This window comes from Acinetobacter sp. YH12241 (genome assembly GCF_013417535.1).
Taxonomy (GTDB): Bacteria; Pseudomonadota; Gammaproteobacteria; order Pseudomonadales; family Moraxellaceae; genus Acinetobacter.
Genome location: NZ_VPDQ01000001.1, coordinates 202298 through 221148 on the forward strand (window position 1 = coordinate 202298; position 18851 = coordinate 221148).

An 18851-nucleotide genomic window follows, 5' to 3' on the forward strand; every position below is an offset into this window, starting at 1 on the left:
TACATCGCGGTAACTTTGCTTTTGTGCAATCTGATTTATTATGTATATCGTTTTTTAAATGGATCATAGTCTGTTAAAATCGCGTCGAAATAAAATTTTTGATTACTAGAAATATATGGCCAGGCATGGAGCATTATGTTTTCCATGAACTTGACCCTTCATTTTCAAATGCTAACATGTTGAACTTCGTTCTTTTGTCATATGCATGCTGAAAAAATGCAGGAATAAACTCAGCTATGAAAAATCAAACAGCGCAGGATCCTCAGTCTTTGATTGAAGTCAAGAATTTGAGTTTCAAGCGGGGTGAGCGTGTAATTTATGACGATGTCAGTTTAAACATTCGTCGTGGGCAGATTACCGCCATTATGGGACCTTCCGGAACTGGTAAAACCACTTTATTAAGATTGATCGGTGGGCAACTGACGCCTGAACAGGGTCAGGTTTTACTGGACGGTAAAGATATTGCCAAGATGTCCCGTTCCGAGCTTTTTTCCGCACGTGCACGTATGGGGATGCTGTTCCAAAGTGGCGCTCTGTTTACCGACATGAGCGTCTATGAAAATGTTGCCTTTCCGATTCGTGCGCATACCAAATTGCCTGAACATCTGATTGCTGAAATTGTGGCTTTGAAACTCGAGTCAGTAGGACTACGTGGGGCAGAGCAAATGATGCCTTCAGAGCTGTCTGGCGGGATGAATCGCCGGGTGGCTTTGGCTCGGGCGATTGCACTGGACCCTGAACTGATCATGTACGATGAACCTTTTGCCGGGCAGGATCCGATTGTGATGGGGGTTTTAACTCGACTAATCCGCTCTCTACGTGAAGCACTGGATTTAACAACCATTATTGTTTCGCATGATGTGGCAGAGACTTTATCGATTGCCGATTACATTTATGTAGTCGCAGAAGGCAAAATCCAGGGTGAGGGCACAGCAGAAGAATTGAAAAATCATCCTTCAGCCTTTGTGCAGCAGTTCCTAACCGGTTCGGTTGAAGGCCCGGTAGATTATCAGTTTAGTCATCAGGCTTATTTAAGTGATGAGGTACGTTCATGAATGCCATTGCTGCCTTAGGTAGACGCGTTATTGAACGTGTTCAGGGAATTGGTGTTGCAACACTGATGCTGTTGCAGATTCTCTTTTCCATGCCAACCTGGCTTGGAGTAAAGCTGTTTGTTTATCAGATGTATCGGGTCGGGGTACTGTCGCTCTTGATCATTGCGGTATCTGGCCTGTTTATTGGTTCAGTACTCGGTTTGCAGATGTATACCATCCTGTCGACATTTGGTAGTGAAGCGATGCTTGGTACTGCAGTGGCTTTAACCTTGTTACGTGAATTGGCACCTGTGGTTGCTGCCTTACTGTTCGCGGGTCGTGCCGGTTCTGCTTTAACCGCCGAAATTGGTCTGATGAAAGCGACCGAGCAATTGTCCAGTATGGAAATGATCGGGGTCGATCCCTTAAAACGGGTGATTTCACCACGCCTTTGGGCCGGTATTTTTAGCTTGCCCATGCTCTCTGTGATCTTTGCTGCGGTCGGGATTATGGGCGGAAAAATGGTAGGTGTTGATTTTCTGGGTGCAGATGAAGGTGCATATTGGAGTGGCATGGAAAGTACCGTGCGCTTCTATAAAGATGTCCTGAATGGCACCATTATCAAGAGTTTTGTTTTTGCATTAATTTGTACCTGGATCGCGGTTTATCAGGGTTATGCCTGTGAACCAACATCAGAAGGTATCGCAACTTCTACAACACGTACGGTTGTCTATTCTTCGCTGTGCGTATTAGGTTTTGATTTCGTGTTGACTGCGGTCATGTTCGGAGGTATTTAATGAAATCACGTACTAGTGAGCTGGCCGTTGGTGTTTTTGTCATTCTTTTTGGTATCGCCCTGTTCTTTTTGGCGATGCGTGTTAGCGGTCTGGTAGGCACCAATATTTCTGATAGCTATCAGATGACAGCGACTTTTGAAAATGTAAATGGCATCAAACCACGTGCTAAAGTTGCTTTAAGTGGGGTGAAAGTCGGTCAGGTTGATAAAATTACGCTGGATCCGGTGACTCGTTTAGCCACTGTCCATATGACGCTAGATGGCTCTCTGACTTCTTTTAATGCCGAGCAGCTCAAGCAGGTTCAGCAGGAAGCATTGGAAGAGTTACGTTATAGTTCAGACTATACCGCAGCCGATCTTGCGCAACAAAAAACAATGGAAAAACAACTATTAGATAACATGAAATCCATCACCAATATTGATGAAGATGCTTACATTATGGTAGCAACAAATGGTTTATTGGGTGAAAAGTATCTGAAAATTATTCCAGGTGGCGGTCTGACTTACTTGAAACGTGGTGAGCAGATTGCGAACACTCAAGGCACCATGGAAATTGAAGATTTAGTGACGAAATTTATTACCGGTGGTGCCGGAAAATCGTCAGATAGTCAGGAAAGTGCCTCAGAAGAAGCTGCATTTTCAAAAACAACAAATGCAGAACCGGCATTTGTTGAATAACAGATTGAGGAGATTTGAGTGAAGACTTTAGTAAAACAAACGCTTGCTGCAAGCATTCTTTCAACAATGGTTGCTGGTACAGTGTTTGCTGCACCGTCTGAAGCCCCACCTGCTTTTATTAAAAGAGTTGCAGACAATTTGATTGATCGTCTTAAAACCGATCATGCCAAATTGCAGAATAATCCTGCGCTTGTGAAAACGATTGTCCGTCAGAACCTTGACCCGTATATCGATTCACAATCGTTTACCCGGATTGTGATGGGGACTTATGCGACCAATCAGTATAGTACTGCGGCGCAGCGTGCACAGTTTGAAAAGAACTTCCGTGAAACCCTGATTGAAAATTATGGTACGGCTTTCTCTAAGTTCAGTAACCAGACTTACAGCGTTCGTCCTTATAAGGCGACTAACAGCAAAAATCCTGTAGTGACCATCGACTTTAATAACAAAGGCGAGAAAATTCCGGTTGCCTTCCAGCTGGTTGATAAAGGTTCACAATGGAAAATCCGTAACATCAATGTTTCTGGTATTGACCTAGGCCTGCAGTTCCGTAACCAGTTTGCGGCTACAGTAAAACGTAATGGTGGTAACTTGGATAAAGCCATTGCTAACTTCAAGCCAGATGCAGAAGCGGCGATTGACAAGAAAAAATAAGATAGGTGAGCTGTGATTCAATTCAATAATCAGGAACTGCAGGTTTCAGGCAAGATTGACGCTGACAATGCGCAGAACTATTACCTAGATGGTCTGCGTGTTATTCAGTCACAGGACAAGTTTCCTGTGGTAGTTAATTTGGCTGGACTTGAGCAGGGTAGTACTTTGACTTTGGCAGTTCTGGTGCGCTGGTTGCGCCAAACTCCGCAAGCACGAGGGCTAGAGTTTAAAGCAGTCCCTGAAAAAATGATGAAGATCATTCAGGCCTGTCATTTGCAGGATGATTTACAGATCATTCAGTAAATAAAAAAGCACCGAAAGGTGCTTTTTTATTGTTTTTCAAATAAGCATGAATCAGATGAGGAGCGTTTCTTGCACTTCGCTTTAAAAGCAGTGCTTTAAAGCTCGCTCAAATCCACTTCTTCCATCTAAAGTAAATCAATGGCCCAATCAGGAAGCCCATAATAATAATGTTCACCATCACAAAGCTCATCGAACCTTGAGCGAAGGGCAAGACATCAGTGTTCATCCCGTAAATACTGGCAATTAGCATGGGGGGCGCGAGCATACTTGGTAAAATCGAGAAGCGACGGATCGTATCATTCTGTTCAGTGTTAATGAATCCGGACGTGGTATCCAGCAAGAAGCGGACTTTCTGGAACAGGAAGGCATCATGCTCGACCAGTGAGCGGACGTCTTCACTGAGTTCTCGAATATCCGCATCATAAATATGACTGCCTAAGGCACGTGGACGTGACAGGAAGGTAAGTACACGGCGTAAATCGATCAGACAGAGCTGAGCTTTTCCGAGCATATCTTCCAGTTGAGCCAGACGGGTAATCATGTCGTCCAGATCCAGGATCTGTTCACGATGCCGGTTATTCAGAACTTCGGTTGAGTATTTTTCCAGATCCTTATGTACGTCTTCCAGAATATCGGCCAACTCATCCAATTTAGCTTCGAGCAAACCCAGCAGAATCCAGGTTGGATCTTTATAGTCAATATCATAATCATTGCGACGCGCACGGGCACGAAAGGCCCGGAAAGCTACCAGCTTTTCACCACGCAGGGTAAAGAGCCGGTCCTTATGCAAAATGAAAGCGACTGTCTGAACCGTCGCGAGGATGCTGGCATCATCCTCATGTTCACTTTCGACCTGATAATTTTTATTTTTCGTTAAGAAATAGGTACTGATGTGCAAAATACCGTCATCATCACGGTAAAATCGGGCACTCGAAGAAATATCTTCCAGAGATTTTAAGGTGGGCAGGTTTTGCTCATAGGCATCCAGAATCCATTGCTGTTCTTCCTGTGAAGGCGCAATTAAATCTATCCAAACCAGTTCCGGATGCAGGTCGAAATCACCATTGATGGTGGCATCTTCTAGGCTACCGCGCTCTGTGGCGTAAAAGGCTTCAAGCATGCTGTCTTTTCTCCCTTGCGCAGTATGTTAATCTAAATGTGTGTATTTTAGACAAGGAATTGAATAAAAACACTGATTGTGCAGTTATTTTTGAAAAAAAACTCTCAGGCGCTGCCTGCGTACTATATACCGGCAATGCAATGGTGAAAATGATGAATTCTATCGCAATTTTCTGTGGCTCAGCGCTAGGTTCTGAACCTGGTTATAAACAAATTGCCGAAAAGGTAGGCCAAGCCCTGGCAAAAAGACAGCAAACACTGATTTATGGTGGTGGTCGTTCCGGATTAATGGGCATTGTAGCAGATAGTGCCCTGGCTGCAGGGGGCGAGGTCATTGGTGTCATTCCAAGACCCTTGGTGAATCGTGAATTGGCGCATCCGCATATTACCAAGCTGTATGTGGTCGATAATATGCATGAGCGTAAGACCAAAATGTCAGAACTCTCCGATGGTTTTATTGCCATTCCGGGTGGGGCGGGAACGCTCGAGGAAATTTTTGAGCAATGGACTTGGGCTCAGCTCGGGATTCATAAAAAACCTTGTGCTTTTCTCAATGTCGATGGCTTTTATGATGATTTGCTTAAATTTATTCAGATGACCACGGACAAGGGTTTTACCAAGCCACGTTTTACTGAATCCCTGATCGTGAGTGATGACTTCGAAGAAATTTTACAGAAATTTCAAGACTACCAGCCGCCTGAAGCAAAATGGGGTATGGTCGATCAGGAAGATCTCGTAAAATAAGTGTTTTCCACTTGATCGTTCCGAATTCATGAAAATTATTACCGTCGCAGCTGCCATTATTTTGAATTCAGATCAGCAGCTGCTGGTGGTTCGTAAGAAAAATACTGACTGTTTTATGCAAGTGGGTGGCAAGCTGGAACCGGATGAAACACCTGAACGCACCATGCTACGTGAAATTCAGGAAGAAATTGGCTGTCAGGCTGAGATTCAGCAATTTATCGGGCGTTTTGAAACTCAAACTGCCAATGAACCGGATCATCAACTGGTCAGTTATGTTTATCTGATGCAATTAGATGGGGAACCACATATTGAAGCTGAGATTGCCGAGATGAAATGGGTGGACCTGAATCAGAAAGATGTGAAACTTGCACCATTGACTACAGAAATTGTCATACCTTGGGTTAAAAAGAACTTATTGGTACAAGCCTGATTTAAAGTTTGGCTCCTGCTAGACAGGCGGCGTAAATCTGCTGGCAGCCCAGTTTTTCTAGTTGCTGGCTTAAAGCTCGAATTGAGCTACCTGTCGTGACCACATCATCAATAATTAAAACCTTACGATAACGGACTTTTGAAGAGATAGTGACCCTGAACTGGGCTTCAATATCTTCGATACGTTCCAGACGGCTTAAACCTTTTTGTGAATGTTGCTTAAGCCTTTCAATGGGCTGCCAGACGGGAACTTGCAAGTGTTTAGCTACATGCTTGGCCAGCAACAAAGATTGATTATAGCCACGTTCAACTAGCCGTTCTGTTGAAATCGGCATAGGCACCACTGCACTGACTTTAGGAAATTTTAAGGTTAGTAATGCACCTGCCAATAATGGTTCCAGATGCAGCTTCTGCTCATATTTAAATAATTGAATCAGGCGATCCATCGGGTAGGCATAGTCACATGCCACTTGAAACTGCATTTCCTGACGCTGAATAGTCTGATGTGCCCAAGGTAACTGTTGCCAGCAATCCTGACAGACGGAATACAGGTTTTGATAATCTGTCTGGCATAGTTGACAAGGCTGTAAACGATTCAGCCAGTGTTTTCCCTGTTGGAGCAGCTTAAACATAGGCATAGCGTGGAGCCTCGGGTAGCCAGCGTTTTAATAAGGCATCCGCCTGTTTCGGATAATCTTTTAGCATCTGCTGGGCGACATAATGGGCCTGATTCAGCAAGTGATCATCACGTTCCAGCTTGGCTACACGGAAACCCATATCACCAGTCTGTTTGGTTCCTAATAATTCACCCGGACCACGTAATTCCAGGTCTTTCTCGGCAATGATAAAACCATCATTGGTTTCGCGCATGATACGCAGACGTTCCTGACCATTTTGTGACAATGGATTTTTATAGAGCAGGGCACAGAAACTGGCTTTGGCACCACGACCCACCCGACCACGCAGCTGATGTAGTTGTGACAGGCCAAGCCGTTCGGCATTTTCAATCACCATAATCGAAGCATTCGGGACATCAACACCGACTTCGATCACAGTTGTAGCAATGAGTAGCTGCAGTTTATTGTCTTTGAATTCCTGCATGACTGCCTGTTTTTCATCGGCTTTCATTTTGCCATGTACCAGACCGATATTCAGTTCAGGGAAGCGTTCCTTGATCTCGGCAAAGGTTGCTTCTGCGGCTTGAGCATCCAGAGTTTCCGACTGTTCCACCAAAGTACAGACCCAATAAGCCTGTTTACCTTCAGCACAATTCGTGGCAATCCGTTGCAGAACCTCTTCGCGACGATCCAGCGGAATGGTCACAGTCTGGATCGGAGTACGACCCGGTGGCAATTCATCAATAATCGAAGTATCCAGATCGCCATACGCCGACATAGCAAGCGTGCGTGGAATCGGGGTTGCGGTCATCACCAATTGATGCGGCGACATGCCATCCAAGCCTTTATTTCTCAAGGCTAAGCGTTGATCGACCCCAAAACGATGCTGCTCATCAATAATTACTAAGCCCAGTTTGGCAAACTCGACATTTTCCTGAAACAGGGCATGTGTGCCCACCACCAGATGCGCGCTACCATCACGGATCACTTGCTCTGCTGTAGTACGCGCTTTACCTTTCTGCTTGCCGGAAAGCCAGGCGACATTTAAACCGAGTGGTTCGAACCAGCGCTTGAAGTTGAGGTAATGCTGTTCGGCCAGAATTTCAGTTGGCGCCATCAGCGCGACTTGCCAGCCTTCTTCTAGGGCATGACAGGCTGCTACGCCGGCAACCAAGGTTTTTCCTGCACCCACATCACCCTGCACCAGACGTAGCATCGGTTTATTCTGTTTCAGGTCTATGGCAATTTCTTTGGATACACGTTTTTGCGCACCGGTCATTTCGAAAGGTAAACCGGCCAAAAGCTGTTTGGCATAGGTTTTACTCGGGGAAAATGAAGGGGCTTCAATCTGCTGAATAAAGGCACGCCGAGTCAGTAAACTGATTTGATGTGCCACCAGTTCCTCAAAAATCAGACGCTGCTGTGCCGGATGTGAGCCTTGAGTGAGCTGCAACATATTGGCGTCCAGCGGTGGATGATGAATATATTCCAGTGCCTGCTTCAGGCCATAACCATTGCTAAATTTTTGTGGCAACAGTTCAGGCAGATCATCGCTATGCAGCTCTAGTGCCTGTTTAATATATTCCCGCAGCTTGGGCTGAGTCAGTCCTTCGGTTGCCGGATAGATCGAGGTGAGTTGGGTATGGGGTAGAGGTGTATGTTCAGTAATGACTTGCAGCTCTGGATGATACATTTCCAGACCACGGGCGCCGACTCGCACTTCACCAAAGACTCTTAAACGGTTACCGAGCTTGCAGCGATCGGTAATGCCTTTATAAATATGATAAAAGCGCAAAGTGACTTTGCCAGAATCATCATCCAGTAACACTGCCATAGACTTGCGTTTACCGGGTGGGAAATCAACCCCTTTCACGATACCTTCCAGCAAATAGCTGCGTCCCACCGTTAATTGATTCATGGGAATGATCGTGCTACGGTCTTCATAGTCACGTGGTAGATGAAAAAGCAAATCATCAGTATTAAAGATATTTAGTTTTTCGAGTAAAGCAGCGGCGGCATTGCCAACGCCTTGTAACTGATGGACTGCAGCCATGTCCCCTCAACCAGGTCTGTGATTCGGTGTCGAATGCATATTTTATTTATTGGTTATGGTAAAACATCCGAGCGGGTAGCTAAACAATTATTTGAGCAAGGTCATCAAATTAGCACAATTAGCCAAAGTCCCAAAACAGATTCATTCGCAACTCATCTGATTCAGGATGTACACACTCTGGATTTAAGTGCAGCCGCTCCGATTGATTGGGTCTATGTGTTACTTAGCCCAAAACTGAGGGGGGTCGAAGCCTATCAGCACATTTATCTGGATTCGGTTCAGCCAATCATTACTGCCTTGAAATCCCATCCGGTAAAAAGAATGGTGGTGGTTTCATCAACCCGGGTTTATGGACAGAATGCAGGTGAAAGCGTGGATGATGAAACTGAAATTCATCCGAATGATGCTCAAGGTGAAATTCTGCATCACATGGAACAGGCGTATCTCGCGGCTTATCCTGATCAATGTACCATTATCCGCCCAAGTGGGATTTATGGGACTTCTGTGGCACGTATGCAGAAAATGGCAACCTCAATGATCAGTTATCCAAATCTGCACTGGTCGAATCGTATTCATATTGAAGACTTATCACGTTTTCTAGCTCATATGATTCACGTGGAACATCCTGATTCTTCATATATTTTGACTAATAATCAGCCACAACTTTTGCATGAAGTCTTGCAATGGTTTCAGCAGCAGATGGGTTTGCCTATATTAAAAGTCGAAAGTGACAGGGTGACGGGTAAAAAGCTGTATGCCACAAGAATGGAAAAGATAGGCTTTGAGTTAGAGCATCAGGATTGTTTTCAGGATTATTTAGAGTTGATGAATAAGACTGATTTATAAATTTGGAAGTTCCTCCTCCCTCTGGGAGGAGGTTAGGAGGAGGGTTTTTTAAAATCACCTCTCCCTTGCGCAGCAGTGCTGCTTGTATCTTGATTGATATAGTGATTAGCTACCACTATACGCAAATTGTAGAGTTTGGAGTGCTGCTAAAATCTTAAATTTGAACCTGAGATAAAACCTACAATTTGCCCTTATCCCTCATACAACTCTGAACGGTAACTAAGCACTTTGATGCTGTATTCACAAGGTAAGATGATGGTTAATGGGATAAAAATCATAGCTTAAACTCAAGGAATATCACCATGATTATGCTAGGTATTGATGTCAGTAAAACCAAAATAGATTGTTGCATTTTCCCTCAAGGTTTGACTGGAAAAAGAAAAAATAAAATATTTACTAATACAGAAAGTGGCTTTGGCAGTCTGCTCAAATGGCTCATCACTCTTAAAATTGAACCTGATCAAGTGACAGCAATCATGGAAGCGACTTCGGTTTATCACGAGAATTTGGGATATTATCTATATGATGCAGGTGTAAAGGTTTGTGTGGCTAATCCTTCACGAGTAAGAGCCTTTGCCAAAGGCATGTCCATGCTAAATAAAACGGATAAAGCTGATAGTGAAGCTCTTTCACGTTATGGTTACACCGCAAAGTTAATCATATGGCAGCCTGAACCTGAAAATGTCAGATTATTAAAAGCTTTACTAGGCAGACGAGATGTCTATCTAGGTAGTCTATTGCAGGAAAAGAATCGACTTGAAAAGGCGCAGTCCACTCATACCTCCGTTGTTGTGATTAAATTACTTGAAGAGAATATTGAGTATTTAAATCAGCAACTTGAACATATTGATAAGTTAATAAATAATCACATAGATCAAGATCCAACATTGAAACAGGATTTGAAATTACTGCAAACTATTCCTTCAATCGGTGAACGATCAGGCTTATTACTGTTGGGGTTATTTCATTCGCACAAGTTTGAAAAAGCAAGTCAAGCTGCTGCATATGTAGGTTTGGTTCCAGTACATCAGTTGTCTGGCAGTTCAGTCAACAAGCAAAGTCACTTATCAAAAGCAGGTGACAGTAAAATACGCTCAGTATTGTATATGTCGGCATTAACAGCGATTAAATATAATCCACACATTGAAGCTTTATATCAACGATTATTAAGCCAGGGTAAAAATAAAATGTGTGCTTTAGGTGCTGCAATGCGCAAGCTTATACATCTGTGTTATGGCGTTTTAAAACATCAGACTGCCTATCAAAGAGATTATTTAGTGGTCGAATAATCTCAAAACCTGATTGACTACCAAGACGGTATCTCATCTCCTAAAAGGAGAGGGAATATTTATCATTTTTATTAATTCTCAAGCAAAAAAAGAGAGGCCAAAACCTCTCTTTTTCTTTAAGTAAACTTTACTTTTTCTTGCGTTTCGCACGTTTCTTGGCTTGTTCAGCCGCAACCGCATCTAGTGCTTCTTTCAACTCTTCATCGGTAAAGGAGGTGATGTGATGCAGCATTTGCAGCTTCACTTCATCCAGTACCAGATCTGCATACTGCGCAACATTGGTCAGCTGCTCATCATAGACAATGGCATTGTCTTCGTTGGTACAAATATAGCCTTTTTGCGTCAGAACCTTAATAAAGCTTTGGAATAAGGCTTTGTCAAAGAATTCTGGTGAGTTGAATTCATACAGTACAGAAAGACGTTGCCCCACCAGATGACTCAGTTCTTCCACCTGACGGGTTGAAATATTGCCTGGGCCACGCTGGGTGATCAAAGCCAGTGTCATATAGTAACGTTCCAGACTTTGGGTTACTGGAGCAGCCAGAACTTCAAGCTGGTGATGCGCTTCAGTATTCGGTGCTGGCGCTACCAGATTTTCACCATCTGCACTGATCAGATTGGTTGCAAGTAAAGCATCGATATAAGCATCAACATGTTGCTGAATTTCATCTTCTTTCCATTTCAGGAATAGCTCAGCTTTCAGGAATGGATAGAGTGTACTGCTAGCGTTGATCGCATCTTCACGGCGAATCATGCCATTGTGTTCTACCAGTGCCGCAATCAGGGACGGCAATACAAAGCTATGCACGATGTTATTACGGAAATAAGTCAGCAATACGGCCTGATTATCTTCAATGGCAATGATATCGCCCAGAACGTGTTTCACCCGTTTAATCAGCTTGAGCTTCATTGCATAGGCAATAATCTCTTTACCTGAAAGTGAGGTAATTTGCATACGCTCATCATAAGGTAAAGCCACCAGCAGATTACGGTAGGTATCCAGCTGCTTGATACAGATTTCTTCGTCCAGCGTATGTTTCGGTGTTGCCAATAAAATAAGTGACAGCAGTGAAACCGGATTCACCACGACTGCACGGTTGATATTTTCCAGAATGGCTTGGGCAGAACTGTTGACTGCGTCGGATACTGGCTGCGGAATCGGATCATCATTCTTTTCAATTTTGATATGTTCTGCACCATGCTGTTTCAGGATGTCATCCAGAAATACCGGTTCACCGAAGTTCAGATGGACCTTGCCAAAAATACGTTCAATTTTGCGCAAGGTTTTCAGGATGCCAAAAATAGATTCTGCTTCTTTCGGCTTGCCATTCATCTCACCGACATAAGTACCACCTTCCATCAGGCGTTCATAGCCGATATAAGTCGGAACAAAGACAATTGGCTTAGCTTTGCCACGTAAATGACCATGTACGGTCATCGCCAGCATGCCGGTTTTTGGTGGCAGCAGACGACCAGTACGTGAACGGCCACCTTCGATAAAGTATTCCAGTGGAGTATTACGCGACAGCACGCTATACAGATATTCTTTAAATACGGTGGTATAGAGTGCATTACCGCGGAAGGTACGACGGATAAAGAAAGCACCACCACCCCGTAAGATCTGACCCACAAATGGCATGTTCAGGTTATCGCCTGCCGCAATATAAGGCACCATCAGACCACGACGATAAATCACATAAGACAATAATAAATAGTCGATATGACTGCGGTGACAAGGCGTATAGACAATTTCATAATCTTTGGCCAGTTCACGCACGGTACTGAAATTATGTACTTCCACGCCGTCATAGAGCTGGGTCCATAAACGGGTCAGGGCTTTATCGGCGAAACGTACGGTAGAGTGAGAGTAGTCCGATACAATTTCATTCAGATAGCCAATCGCACGACGTTCTGCTTCCAGCATACTGATTTTGCTGCGGATGCTTTCATTACGAATAGCCGCCTGTACATCCGGAGATTTAATCAGGCCATGCATCACATTACGGCGGTCTGACAGGTCAGGGCCGAGGATCACTTCACGCTGTGCATCCAAATAGTCATTCAGACGGCTGACAATATAGGTCGCTGGCGCTGAATTTGGATAAGTTTCTTTGGCAAATTCCATGAGGGCGCGCAAAGATTGTGGCTCATGAAACTCCAGATAAGACTGGCGACCATGCAGACCGATATTGACCAGCTGTTTGACCCGGCTTGGCGTAGACCAGGTATCGGTAAATAAAAGCTTGAACCAAGAATCTTCTTTTTCAGGATCACGACCCCAAAGTACAGTCACCGGTACCAGTTCCACATCCAGTTCGGGATTTTTTTCTAGGACTTCAATCAGGCGTAACAGGCGTGGAGGAAAAGCATGTGGTGGTGAGCTAAGCAGATTATTCTCATCATGATGCTGCAGGAACAGAACCGAAGCCTTTTCCTTGCTGTCACCAATCTGTAGAGGATCGAGCGCAGGTGGCATATTTAAACGGCGAGTTTCTGCATCAACTACCAATGCATTACTGCGTGAATGATTCTGCAAGATATAGCAGACGATTTTCTGCTGTGCTGCCGGAGTCTGGTCAGCAGTAGGAGTTGTCACTTCACTTGGTACTTCCCCAAGAACATGCGGGGTGACCACAAGATCAAGTAGCTTACTTGAAAGCTTGCGATACATTTGACCAAAGCCACTCTTGGACATAGTTACTCCTAATTTTACTGACCAAAACTACAGAATTTCTGAGGGAATTTATTTTGATTGATTATAAAAACAAACAATATGTCATTTTCTGACAAATTCAATCGAAGTGGTTCAATTTTAGCGCGAAAGCAGATGTTTTTCCTAGTAAGTTGCAAGATCAGTTGACAGAACAGTCAATCAATCTTTAGAAGATTGCTTGGATTTTATGGCAGAATATTCAGAATAAATTGTATAGATTTATTTCTACACTTCTGGATCTTGCCAATATCACACAGGTTGCTTATGAATGCCTTAACACAGGAACTGGTCGAGCTGCTCAGTTTAGAAAAGTTAGAAGAAAATATTTTCCGGGGAATTAGCCGTAATCTGGTAGGCAAGCGCGTATTTGGTGGGCAGGTTCTGGGACAGGCCCTACGTGCTGCCTCTTATACCACAGATCGTCCTGCGCATTCACTGCATGCCTATTTCCTGTTTGGTGGCGATGTCAATGCACCGATCATTTATGAAGTGGACCGTATCCGTGATGGTAAAAGTTTCGTCAGCCGTCAGGTTCGCGCCATTCAGCATGGCCGTACCATTTTCATGTGTATGGTTTCCTTTGCGCATCAGGAAGAAGGTCTGAACTATCAGATTTCAGAACCTGAGTATCCACCAGCAGAAAGCCTGAAAAATGAAGCAGAGCTCACCCGGCAGATTATTGAATTTATTCCGGAAAATGTGCGTGCGTCTTTCATGCGTGACCGTCATGTCGAAATTCGCCCTGTAATGCCAGTGAATCCATTCCAGCCGCAACCGGAAGCGCCAAATTATGCGCACTATATCCGTACTCATGGAAAGATCGCTACAGAAGTGGATGAAATTTCCTTGCATCAGGCGATTGCTGCTTTCTATTCGGACTTTACCCTAATGACCACAGCGCTGCGTCCGCATGGTTTAAGTTATCTGTCTCCAAGCTTGCAATGTGCCAGTATTGATCATGCCATGTATTTCCATAAACCATTCCGGGTAGATGAATGGATGTTATACGACATGGATGCTACTCAAAGTGCCAGTTCACGTGGTCTGAACTTTGGCCGCATGTGGCAAAATGGTGAGCTGGTCTGCAGTACCACACAAGAAGGCCTGATCCGTTTACGTGAAATTGAAACTCAATAAAGCATACTTTTAATTTAAATAAAGCCGGATCTCAGATCCGGCTTTATACATTTTTAAGCACGGCTCTTTATAAAAAATTACTCGATTCTCCAGTACTTGCATGGCATAGTGCCTTTAAGATCAATATTAAAAATGCATGTAAAATGAGCTTAAATACGCAGATTTTAATTGCCGCCGTATTGGGGGTACTGTTTGGATTTTTACTGACTTTATTTCCGCAAAGCACATTTTTTGATGTCGGCCTGTACGGGATTGGAATTGCCAGCAGCCTTTTTATTGGCCTGCTGAAAATGATTTTGATTCCCCTGATTTTTACCTCAATTGTGGTTGGGGTCTCTAATCTGCAGGCGGGGGGGCAGCTGAGTCGAACCTGGAAAATTACTTTGCTGTGCTGTGTGACCACCACCTCATTGGCACTGATTTTAGGGCTAACCTGTGCGCATCTATTTAATGTGGGGAGAGGTGTGGATGTGGTGATGTTTCAGGATGCTATGGCTCAGCATCAGATTCCTGATACTTTAACGCCGTCGTCTTTCTTTACTAATTTTATTCAGAATACCCTGATCAATCCCTTTAAGGCCTTTGCTGATGGCAATGTTTTGGCCGTTGTGATTTTTGCTCTGTTTATCGGTGTGGCGCTGGTCGCAGGTGGAGACAGCTTCCGTACTGTGCGTAAGCTGAGTCACCAGTTTTTTGACATCATGATGTTGATGATTGGCTGGATCATGAAACTGGCACCGATTGGGATTTTTGCATTACTCGCCAAGTTAATTGCCACTGAAGATATTTCAGTGCTGAGCCGTCTGGCCGAGTTTGCGGCAGTGGTGACAGGCACTACAATTTTCCACGGAATAGTGGTGTTGCCGTTATTGCTATGGATCTTCGGAAAAATGAATCCGCTGACCTTTTTTAAAGGCACCCGTAGTGCATTAATTACTGCCTTTGCCACCAGCTCCAGTTCGGCAACCATGCCGATTTCTTTAAAATGCGCGCAGGAGAACCTGGGCGTACGTCCGCAAACAGCCGGTTTTGTGATTCCTCTTGGCACGCAGCTGAATATGGATGGAACGGCACTTTATGAAGCTGCAGCAGCTTTGTTTATTGCCAATCTGATGGGGCTGGATTTAACCTTAGGTCAGCAGCTGGTGGTTTGTGCCACGGCAATGATTGCGTCCCTAGGTGCACCGGGCATTCCAAGCGCCGGCATGGTCACCATGATCATGGTACTGCAATCAGTGGGTTTACCTGCTGAAGCGATTGCGATTCTACTTCCGATTGACCGTCTGCTGGATACCGTACGTACAGTAGTAAACGTGCAGGGCGATATGATGATTAGTGTGGTGGTAGATCGACATACCCGCGAGCCTGAAGTGCCGGTTTAATCTTTGTCTAATTCAGCTTTATCTAAGTCCGGATTCCAGACAATTTCCCAGAGATGACCATTGGGATCCTGAAAATAACCTGCATATCCGCCATAAAAAGTCGTGTGTGCAGGTTTAATAATTTTAGCGCCGGCACGTTCAGCCTGTGCCATTGCCTGGTCGACTTCTAAGGGACTATAGACATTATGCCCCAGAGTCATTTGCGTCGGACAGATTGGGCTTGGCTCCAGACCGGTATCTTGCTGGATATTACGCTGTGGCCATAAGGCAAGCTTAAGACCAGGTTGTAATTGAATAAAAGCCACCGCGCCATATTCAAACTCTTCACCCATAATTCCTTCACTGGGAAAACCCAGTCCATCACGGTAAAAGCGTAGTGAAGCTTCCAGATCGAGCACACCGAGGGTAATCACAGAAATCCGTGCTTGCATAAGTCCCTCCTGATTATGATTGTTATATTTCTATCTTAGGACAAATAAAAAGCAGGGAAGCGATCCCTGCTGTTAGAAATTGTAATAACAGGCAAGCTTAAGCGACTTTGAGAGTAGCGCGTTTGGCTGCCTGTGAATGGTTGAGATAATGCAGCGCATCATCGGTACTGCCTTCATGCACCGGATCATACCAAGGCATTAAATAACCGAGCTGTTGGGATACTAACCACAGCGGGTTAGGCAGAAGGCGGTTATCTGACTGGGAAATACGCAACCATTCTTTCCAGATCCAGGGTTTATATACGGCTGGCTTATACTGCTTGAAACGTGAATCCTGCGATAACAGATGTGCAGCACCATCCACCCAAAGGCCAATTACACCAATAATGACCACCACACTTAGATAATAACGGGCAATATAGCCGCCACCTAGGTGACGATATAAATCAAAAGCCACACTACGATGTTCAATTTCTTCAGCACCATGCCATTTCACCAGATCCAGCATATTCGGATCAGCACCCAGACGTTCCCATTCAGTATTGTAGAGTGCGTATTTACCCAGGACACAGGTCATATGTTCTACTGTCGCAATGATACCGAGACGAAACAGATCCCATTGGTGTTCTAAGATTTTAGGAATTTTGAGACCGAATGGCTGATCGGCGAGCAGCTTGTTAAATAGGAAATGCATGATGTCCAGATTGCGCTGGATATCAATCTGACGTTCAGATAAATATTCTTTATTGGCTGAATTATGTGCCTGGGCATGCATGGCTTCCTGACGGATAAACGCCTGTACATCATGCTTTAATTTTTCGTCAGTGATCTGGGGGAGGACTTTGTTATATAAACGGCAGAACCAGAGTTCACCCGCGGGCAGAATATTATTAATTTCATTGACGAAGTAACTGGCAAAGGGCTGATCAGGAATCCAGTCGACTGGAGTGTCTTGCCATTCAAAGCTGACTTTGCGAGGCTGGATAAAATAGGAAATGGAAGAGCCAATTCTTGTTGTTTTGAAGCGCGAAAGTAAAGACATGGTGTGAATCCATCACTGCTTGATCAAGACAGTATGAAAAAAATATCCCGAATTGCGGCAGGCAATACGGGACATTCTTTTATCCGATGAAACACATTCGGCTTATTTTTGTGGATCCTGTTCGACAATCTTTGTTGGATCGGCTTCCACAGGCGCGTCCAGATCATTCAGTTCACTGGCACTGACTTCATGAGCGCTGTTGGTCTCATCTTCATCTTCTAATAATTCAATTGGTTCATCAGCTTCGTTTAAATCATGCATTGAAGCTTCAGGAATGCTGTCCAGATCAAATTCAGGTGCTTGATTCAAAGTGAAGTTCAAACGCCCGCCCATCACACTGGCCAGTTCTTCCAGACCTTGCTTGTTTAGAGAAGAAAACAGTTGAATCGAGAAATCCAGCTTCATCTTTTTCAGTTTGGCTTTCACTTCTTGTAGCGCTTTCGAAGCAGGGCCACGGTTCAGCTTGTCGGCTTTGGTCAGCAGCACATGTACGAATAATTTACGTGAATACGCCCATTCCAGCATCATCACATCAAAGTGTTGTAGCGGATGACGGATATCCATCAGCAACACCAGACCTTGCAGGCTCTTGCGGTGAATCAGATAGTTTTCCAGTTCTTTCTGCCAGACAATTTTCATGGCTTCTGGGACCGCTGCATAGCCATAACCCGGTAAATCGACCAGACGCTGATCCGGATTGCCAAGGCTAAAGAAGTTGATCATCTGGGTACGGCCTGGTTTTTTGGACGCACGGGCCAACTGTTTCTGATTGGTCAGGGCATTGATGGCACTCGATTTACCCGCATTGGAACGGCCAGCAAAAGCCACCTCATAACCGGTATCTTCTACACACAAGCTGAGCTTGGGTGCACTCATCAGGAACTCAGCTTTGCGTAACCAGTTGAGGGCTTGTACCGAATATTCAGTAATGGCTGGATCGACCTTTTTTTCATAGCTGATCTTTTGCTTTGGGGCATTTGATGCCTTACTGTTTTTCGACTTTCCTCTGCTGTGATGCATGGCTCAACTTCAATGACTAATTATACAAGAAGCTATTATAAAGGAAGTCGGGCGGGCAAGCGAACTTTAGAATTGCCCAATAGAATAAGGGTATTAGAGATTGATCAGGCTAATTGGTGACTGGATACTAAAATGTTCCTTGGTCGGTTCAACGACATCACCCAGAATATATTGATCCAGACTGGTGTAGAACTGCTCCACAGCCTGATCCAGAATGCCTTTTAATCCGCAATTGGTACGTAATACACAGGGTGGATCATTACATTCCACAATCTGGTTGTCACGTTGCAGAATACGCACAATCTGTCCTAGCTGAACTTTCAGGGCAGCCGGATTAAGACGGATTCCACCGCCTTTACCGCGAGAGGTAATCAGCCAGTCCTGTTTCGCCATAAAGTAGACAATTTTCATGGCATGGTTCTGTGAAATCTGTAAGCGCTCCGCCAACTCGGCAATCGTATAAGGCAGATCACGGGGTTGTGCAACATACATCAGTATGCGCAGCGCATAGTCAGTAAATTTATTCAGTTGCATGATAATACTGATGTTTTTGATGAAAAAATT

General features: G+C 44.4%; 19 protein-coding genes. 11 read left to right on the top strand and 8 right to left on the bottom strand.

The genetic code is table 11. From position 1 onward, the window contains the following. The first annotated feature begins 236 nt into the window (after positions 1-236). Genes FTV18_RS00995 through FTV18_RS01015 form a run of 5 tightly spaced genes read left to right on the top strand, consistent with a single transcriptional unit; the run spans position 237 to position 3465 of the window. Entirely contained in the window at positions 237-1055 is an 819-nt protein-coding gene (locus tag FTV18_RS00995) for an ABC transporter ATP-binding protein (protein ID WP_005233709.1), read from the top strand. Next, positions 1052-1831 (top strand): lipid asymmetry maintenance ABC transporter permease subunit MlaE, encoded by a 780-nt coding sequence (mlaE, locus tag FTV18_RS01000; RefSeq protein ID WP_004786970.1) that lies wholly within the window; start codon positions 1052-1054, stop codon positions 1829-1831. Before FTV18_RS00995 ends, mlaE begins: the two co-directional genes overlap by 4 nt. Continuing rightward, the gene (locus tag FTV18_RS01005; protein WP_180016551.1) at positions 1831-2508 is read left to right on the top strand and encodes an outer membrane lipid asymmetry maintenance protein MlaD; all 678 of its coding nucleotides are present in this window, start codon (positions 1831-1833) and stop codon (positions 2506-2508) included. The genes mlaE and FTV18_RS01005 overlap by 1 nt, the downstream gene beginning before the upstream one ends. Positions 2509-2526: 18 nt before the next feature. Beyond that, positions 2527-3162: a phospholipid-binding protein MlaC gene (locus FTV18_RS01010; protein WP_004786965.1), complete on the top strand. Its 636-nt coding sequence runs from the start codon at positions 2527-2529 to the stop codon at positions 3160-3162. Between the two features lie 12 nt (positions 3163-3174). Further along, the gene (locus tag FTV18_RS01015) at positions 3175-3465 is read left to right on the top strand and encodes an STAS domain-containing protein (RefSeq protein WP_180016550.1); all 291 of its coding nucleotides are present in this window, start codon (positions 3175-3177) and stop codon (positions 3463-3465) included. Positions 3466-3571: 106 nt separating this feature from the next. On the opposite strand, the gene FTV18_RS01020 is transcribed toward FTV18_RS01015, so the two are convergent. Then, positions 3572-4585 carry a CorA family divalent cation transporter gene (locus tag FTV18_RS01020; protein WP_159122636.1) on the bottom strand — a complete coding sequence of 338 codons (1014 nt, stop codon included), beginning with the start codon at positions 4583-4585 and terminating at the stop codon, positions 3572-3574. Positions 4586-4737: 152 nt separating this feature from the next. Between FTV18_RS01020 and FTV18_RS01025 the strand changes: the two genes are divergently transcribed. Both FTV18_RS01025 and FTV18_RS01030 read left to right on the top strand, forming a co-directional pair. Continuing rightward, positions 4738-5328 carry a TIGR00730 family Rossman fold protein gene (locus tag FTV18_RS01025; RefSeq protein WP_180003288.1) on the top strand — a complete coding sequence of 197 codons (591 nt, stop codon included), beginning with the start codon at positions 4738-4740 and terminating at the stop codon, positions 5326-5328. A 28-nt stretch (positions 5329-5356) separates the two neighbouring features. Beyond that, the gene (locus FTV18_RS01030; protein ID WP_180016549.1) at positions 5357-5758 is read left to right on the top strand and encodes an NUDIX domain-containing protein; all 402 of its coding nucleotides are present in this window, start codon (positions 5357-5359) and stop codon (positions 5756-5758) included. Between the two features lies 1 nt (position 5759). Here FTV18_RS01030 and FTV18_RS01035 read toward each other — a convergent pair whose 3' ends face one another. Both FTV18_RS01035 and recG read right to left on the bottom strand, forming a co-directional pair. After that, a complete protein-coding gene (locus FTV18_RS01035) occupies positions 5760-6395 on the bottom strand; it encodes a ComF family protein (protein ID WP_180016548.1) in 636 nt (211 codons plus the stop codon). Further along, on the bottom strand, positions 6382-8427 hold the full coding sequence (recG, locus tag FTV18_RS01040; protein WP_180016547.1) for an ATP-dependent DNA helicase RecG: 2046 nt from the start codon (positions 8425-8427) through the stop codon (positions 6382-6384). The genes FTV18_RS01035 and recG overlap by 14 nt, the downstream gene beginning before the upstream one ends. A gap of 33 nt (positions 8428-8460) precedes the next feature. On the opposite strand from recG, the gene FTV18_RS01045 reads away from it, so the two are divergent. Together FTV18_RS01045 and FTV18_RS01050 are read left to right on the top strand one after the other, a co-directional pair. Beyond that, positions 8461-9273, top strand: a complete 813-nt coding sequence (locus FTV18_RS01045) for an NAD-dependent epimerase/dehydratase family protein (RefSeq protein ID WP_180016546.1) — start codon at positions 8461-8463, stop codon at positions 9271-9273. A 302-nt stretch (positions 9274-9575) separates the two neighbouring features. Continuing rightward, a complete protein-coding gene (locus FTV18_RS01050; protein ID WP_096911503.1) occupies positions 9576-10562 on the top strand; it encodes an IS110 family transposase in 987 nt (328 codons plus the stop codon). A 127-nt stretch (positions 10563-10689) separates the two neighbouring features. Here FTV18_RS01050 and plsB read toward each other — a convergent pair whose 3' ends face one another. After that, positions 10690-13257, bottom strand: coding sequence for a glycerol-3-phosphate 1-O-acyltransferase PlsB (plsB, locus tag FTV18_RS01055; protein WP_166135528.1), 2568 nt, complete (start codon positions 13255-13257; stop codon positions 10690-10692). A gap of 282 nt (positions 13258-13539) precedes the next feature. On the opposite strand from plsB, the gene FTV18_RS01060 reads away from it, so the two are divergent. After that, on the top strand, positions 13540-14412 hold the full coding sequence (locus FTV18_RS01060; protein ID WP_166135531.1) for an acyl-CoA thioesterase II: 873 nt from the start codon (positions 13540-13542) through the stop codon (positions 14410-14412). Between the two features lie 143 nt (positions 14413-14555). Beyond that, positions 14556-15794, top strand: a complete 1239-nt coding sequence (locus FTV18_RS01065; protein ID WP_166135534.1) for a dicarboxylate/amino acid:cation symporter — start codon at positions 14556-14558, stop codon at positions 15792-15794. Here FTV18_RS01065 and FTV18_RS01070 read toward each other — a convergent pair. From FTV18_RS01070 to FTV18_RS01085, 4 genes are all read right to left on the bottom strand, one after another. Further along, complete coding sequence (locus FTV18_RS01070) at positions 15791-16225, bottom strand: VOC family protein (RefSeq protein ID WP_180016545.1); 435 nt, start codon at positions 16223-16225, stop codon at positions 15791-15793. The two genes, FTV18_RS01065 and FTV18_RS01070, sit on opposite strands and share 4 nt — an antisense overlap. 97 nt (positions 16226-16322) lie before the next feature. After that, positions 16323-17267: a metal-dependent hydrolase gene (locus tag FTV18_RS01075; RefSeq protein WP_180016544.1), complete on the bottom strand. Its 945-nt coding sequence runs from the start codon at positions 17265-17267 to the stop codon at positions 16323-16325. 102 nt (positions 17268-17369) lie between these two features. Continuing rightward, positions 17370-18287 carry a ribosome biogenesis GTP-binding protein YihA/YsxC gene (yihA, locus tag FTV18_RS01080; protein WP_180016543.1) on the bottom strand — a complete coding sequence of 306 codons (918 nt, stop codon included), beginning with the start codon at positions 18285-18287 and terminating at the stop codon, positions 17370-17372. A 93-nt stretch (positions 18288-18380) separates the two neighbouring features. Continuing rightward, the gene (locus FTV18_RS01085; protein WP_180016542.1) at positions 18381-18821 is read right to left on the bottom strand and encodes an Rrf2 family transcriptional regulator; all 441 of its coding nucleotides are present in this window, start codon (positions 18819-18821) and stop codon (positions 18381-18383) included. Positions 18822-18851 lie beyond the last annotated feature (30 nt).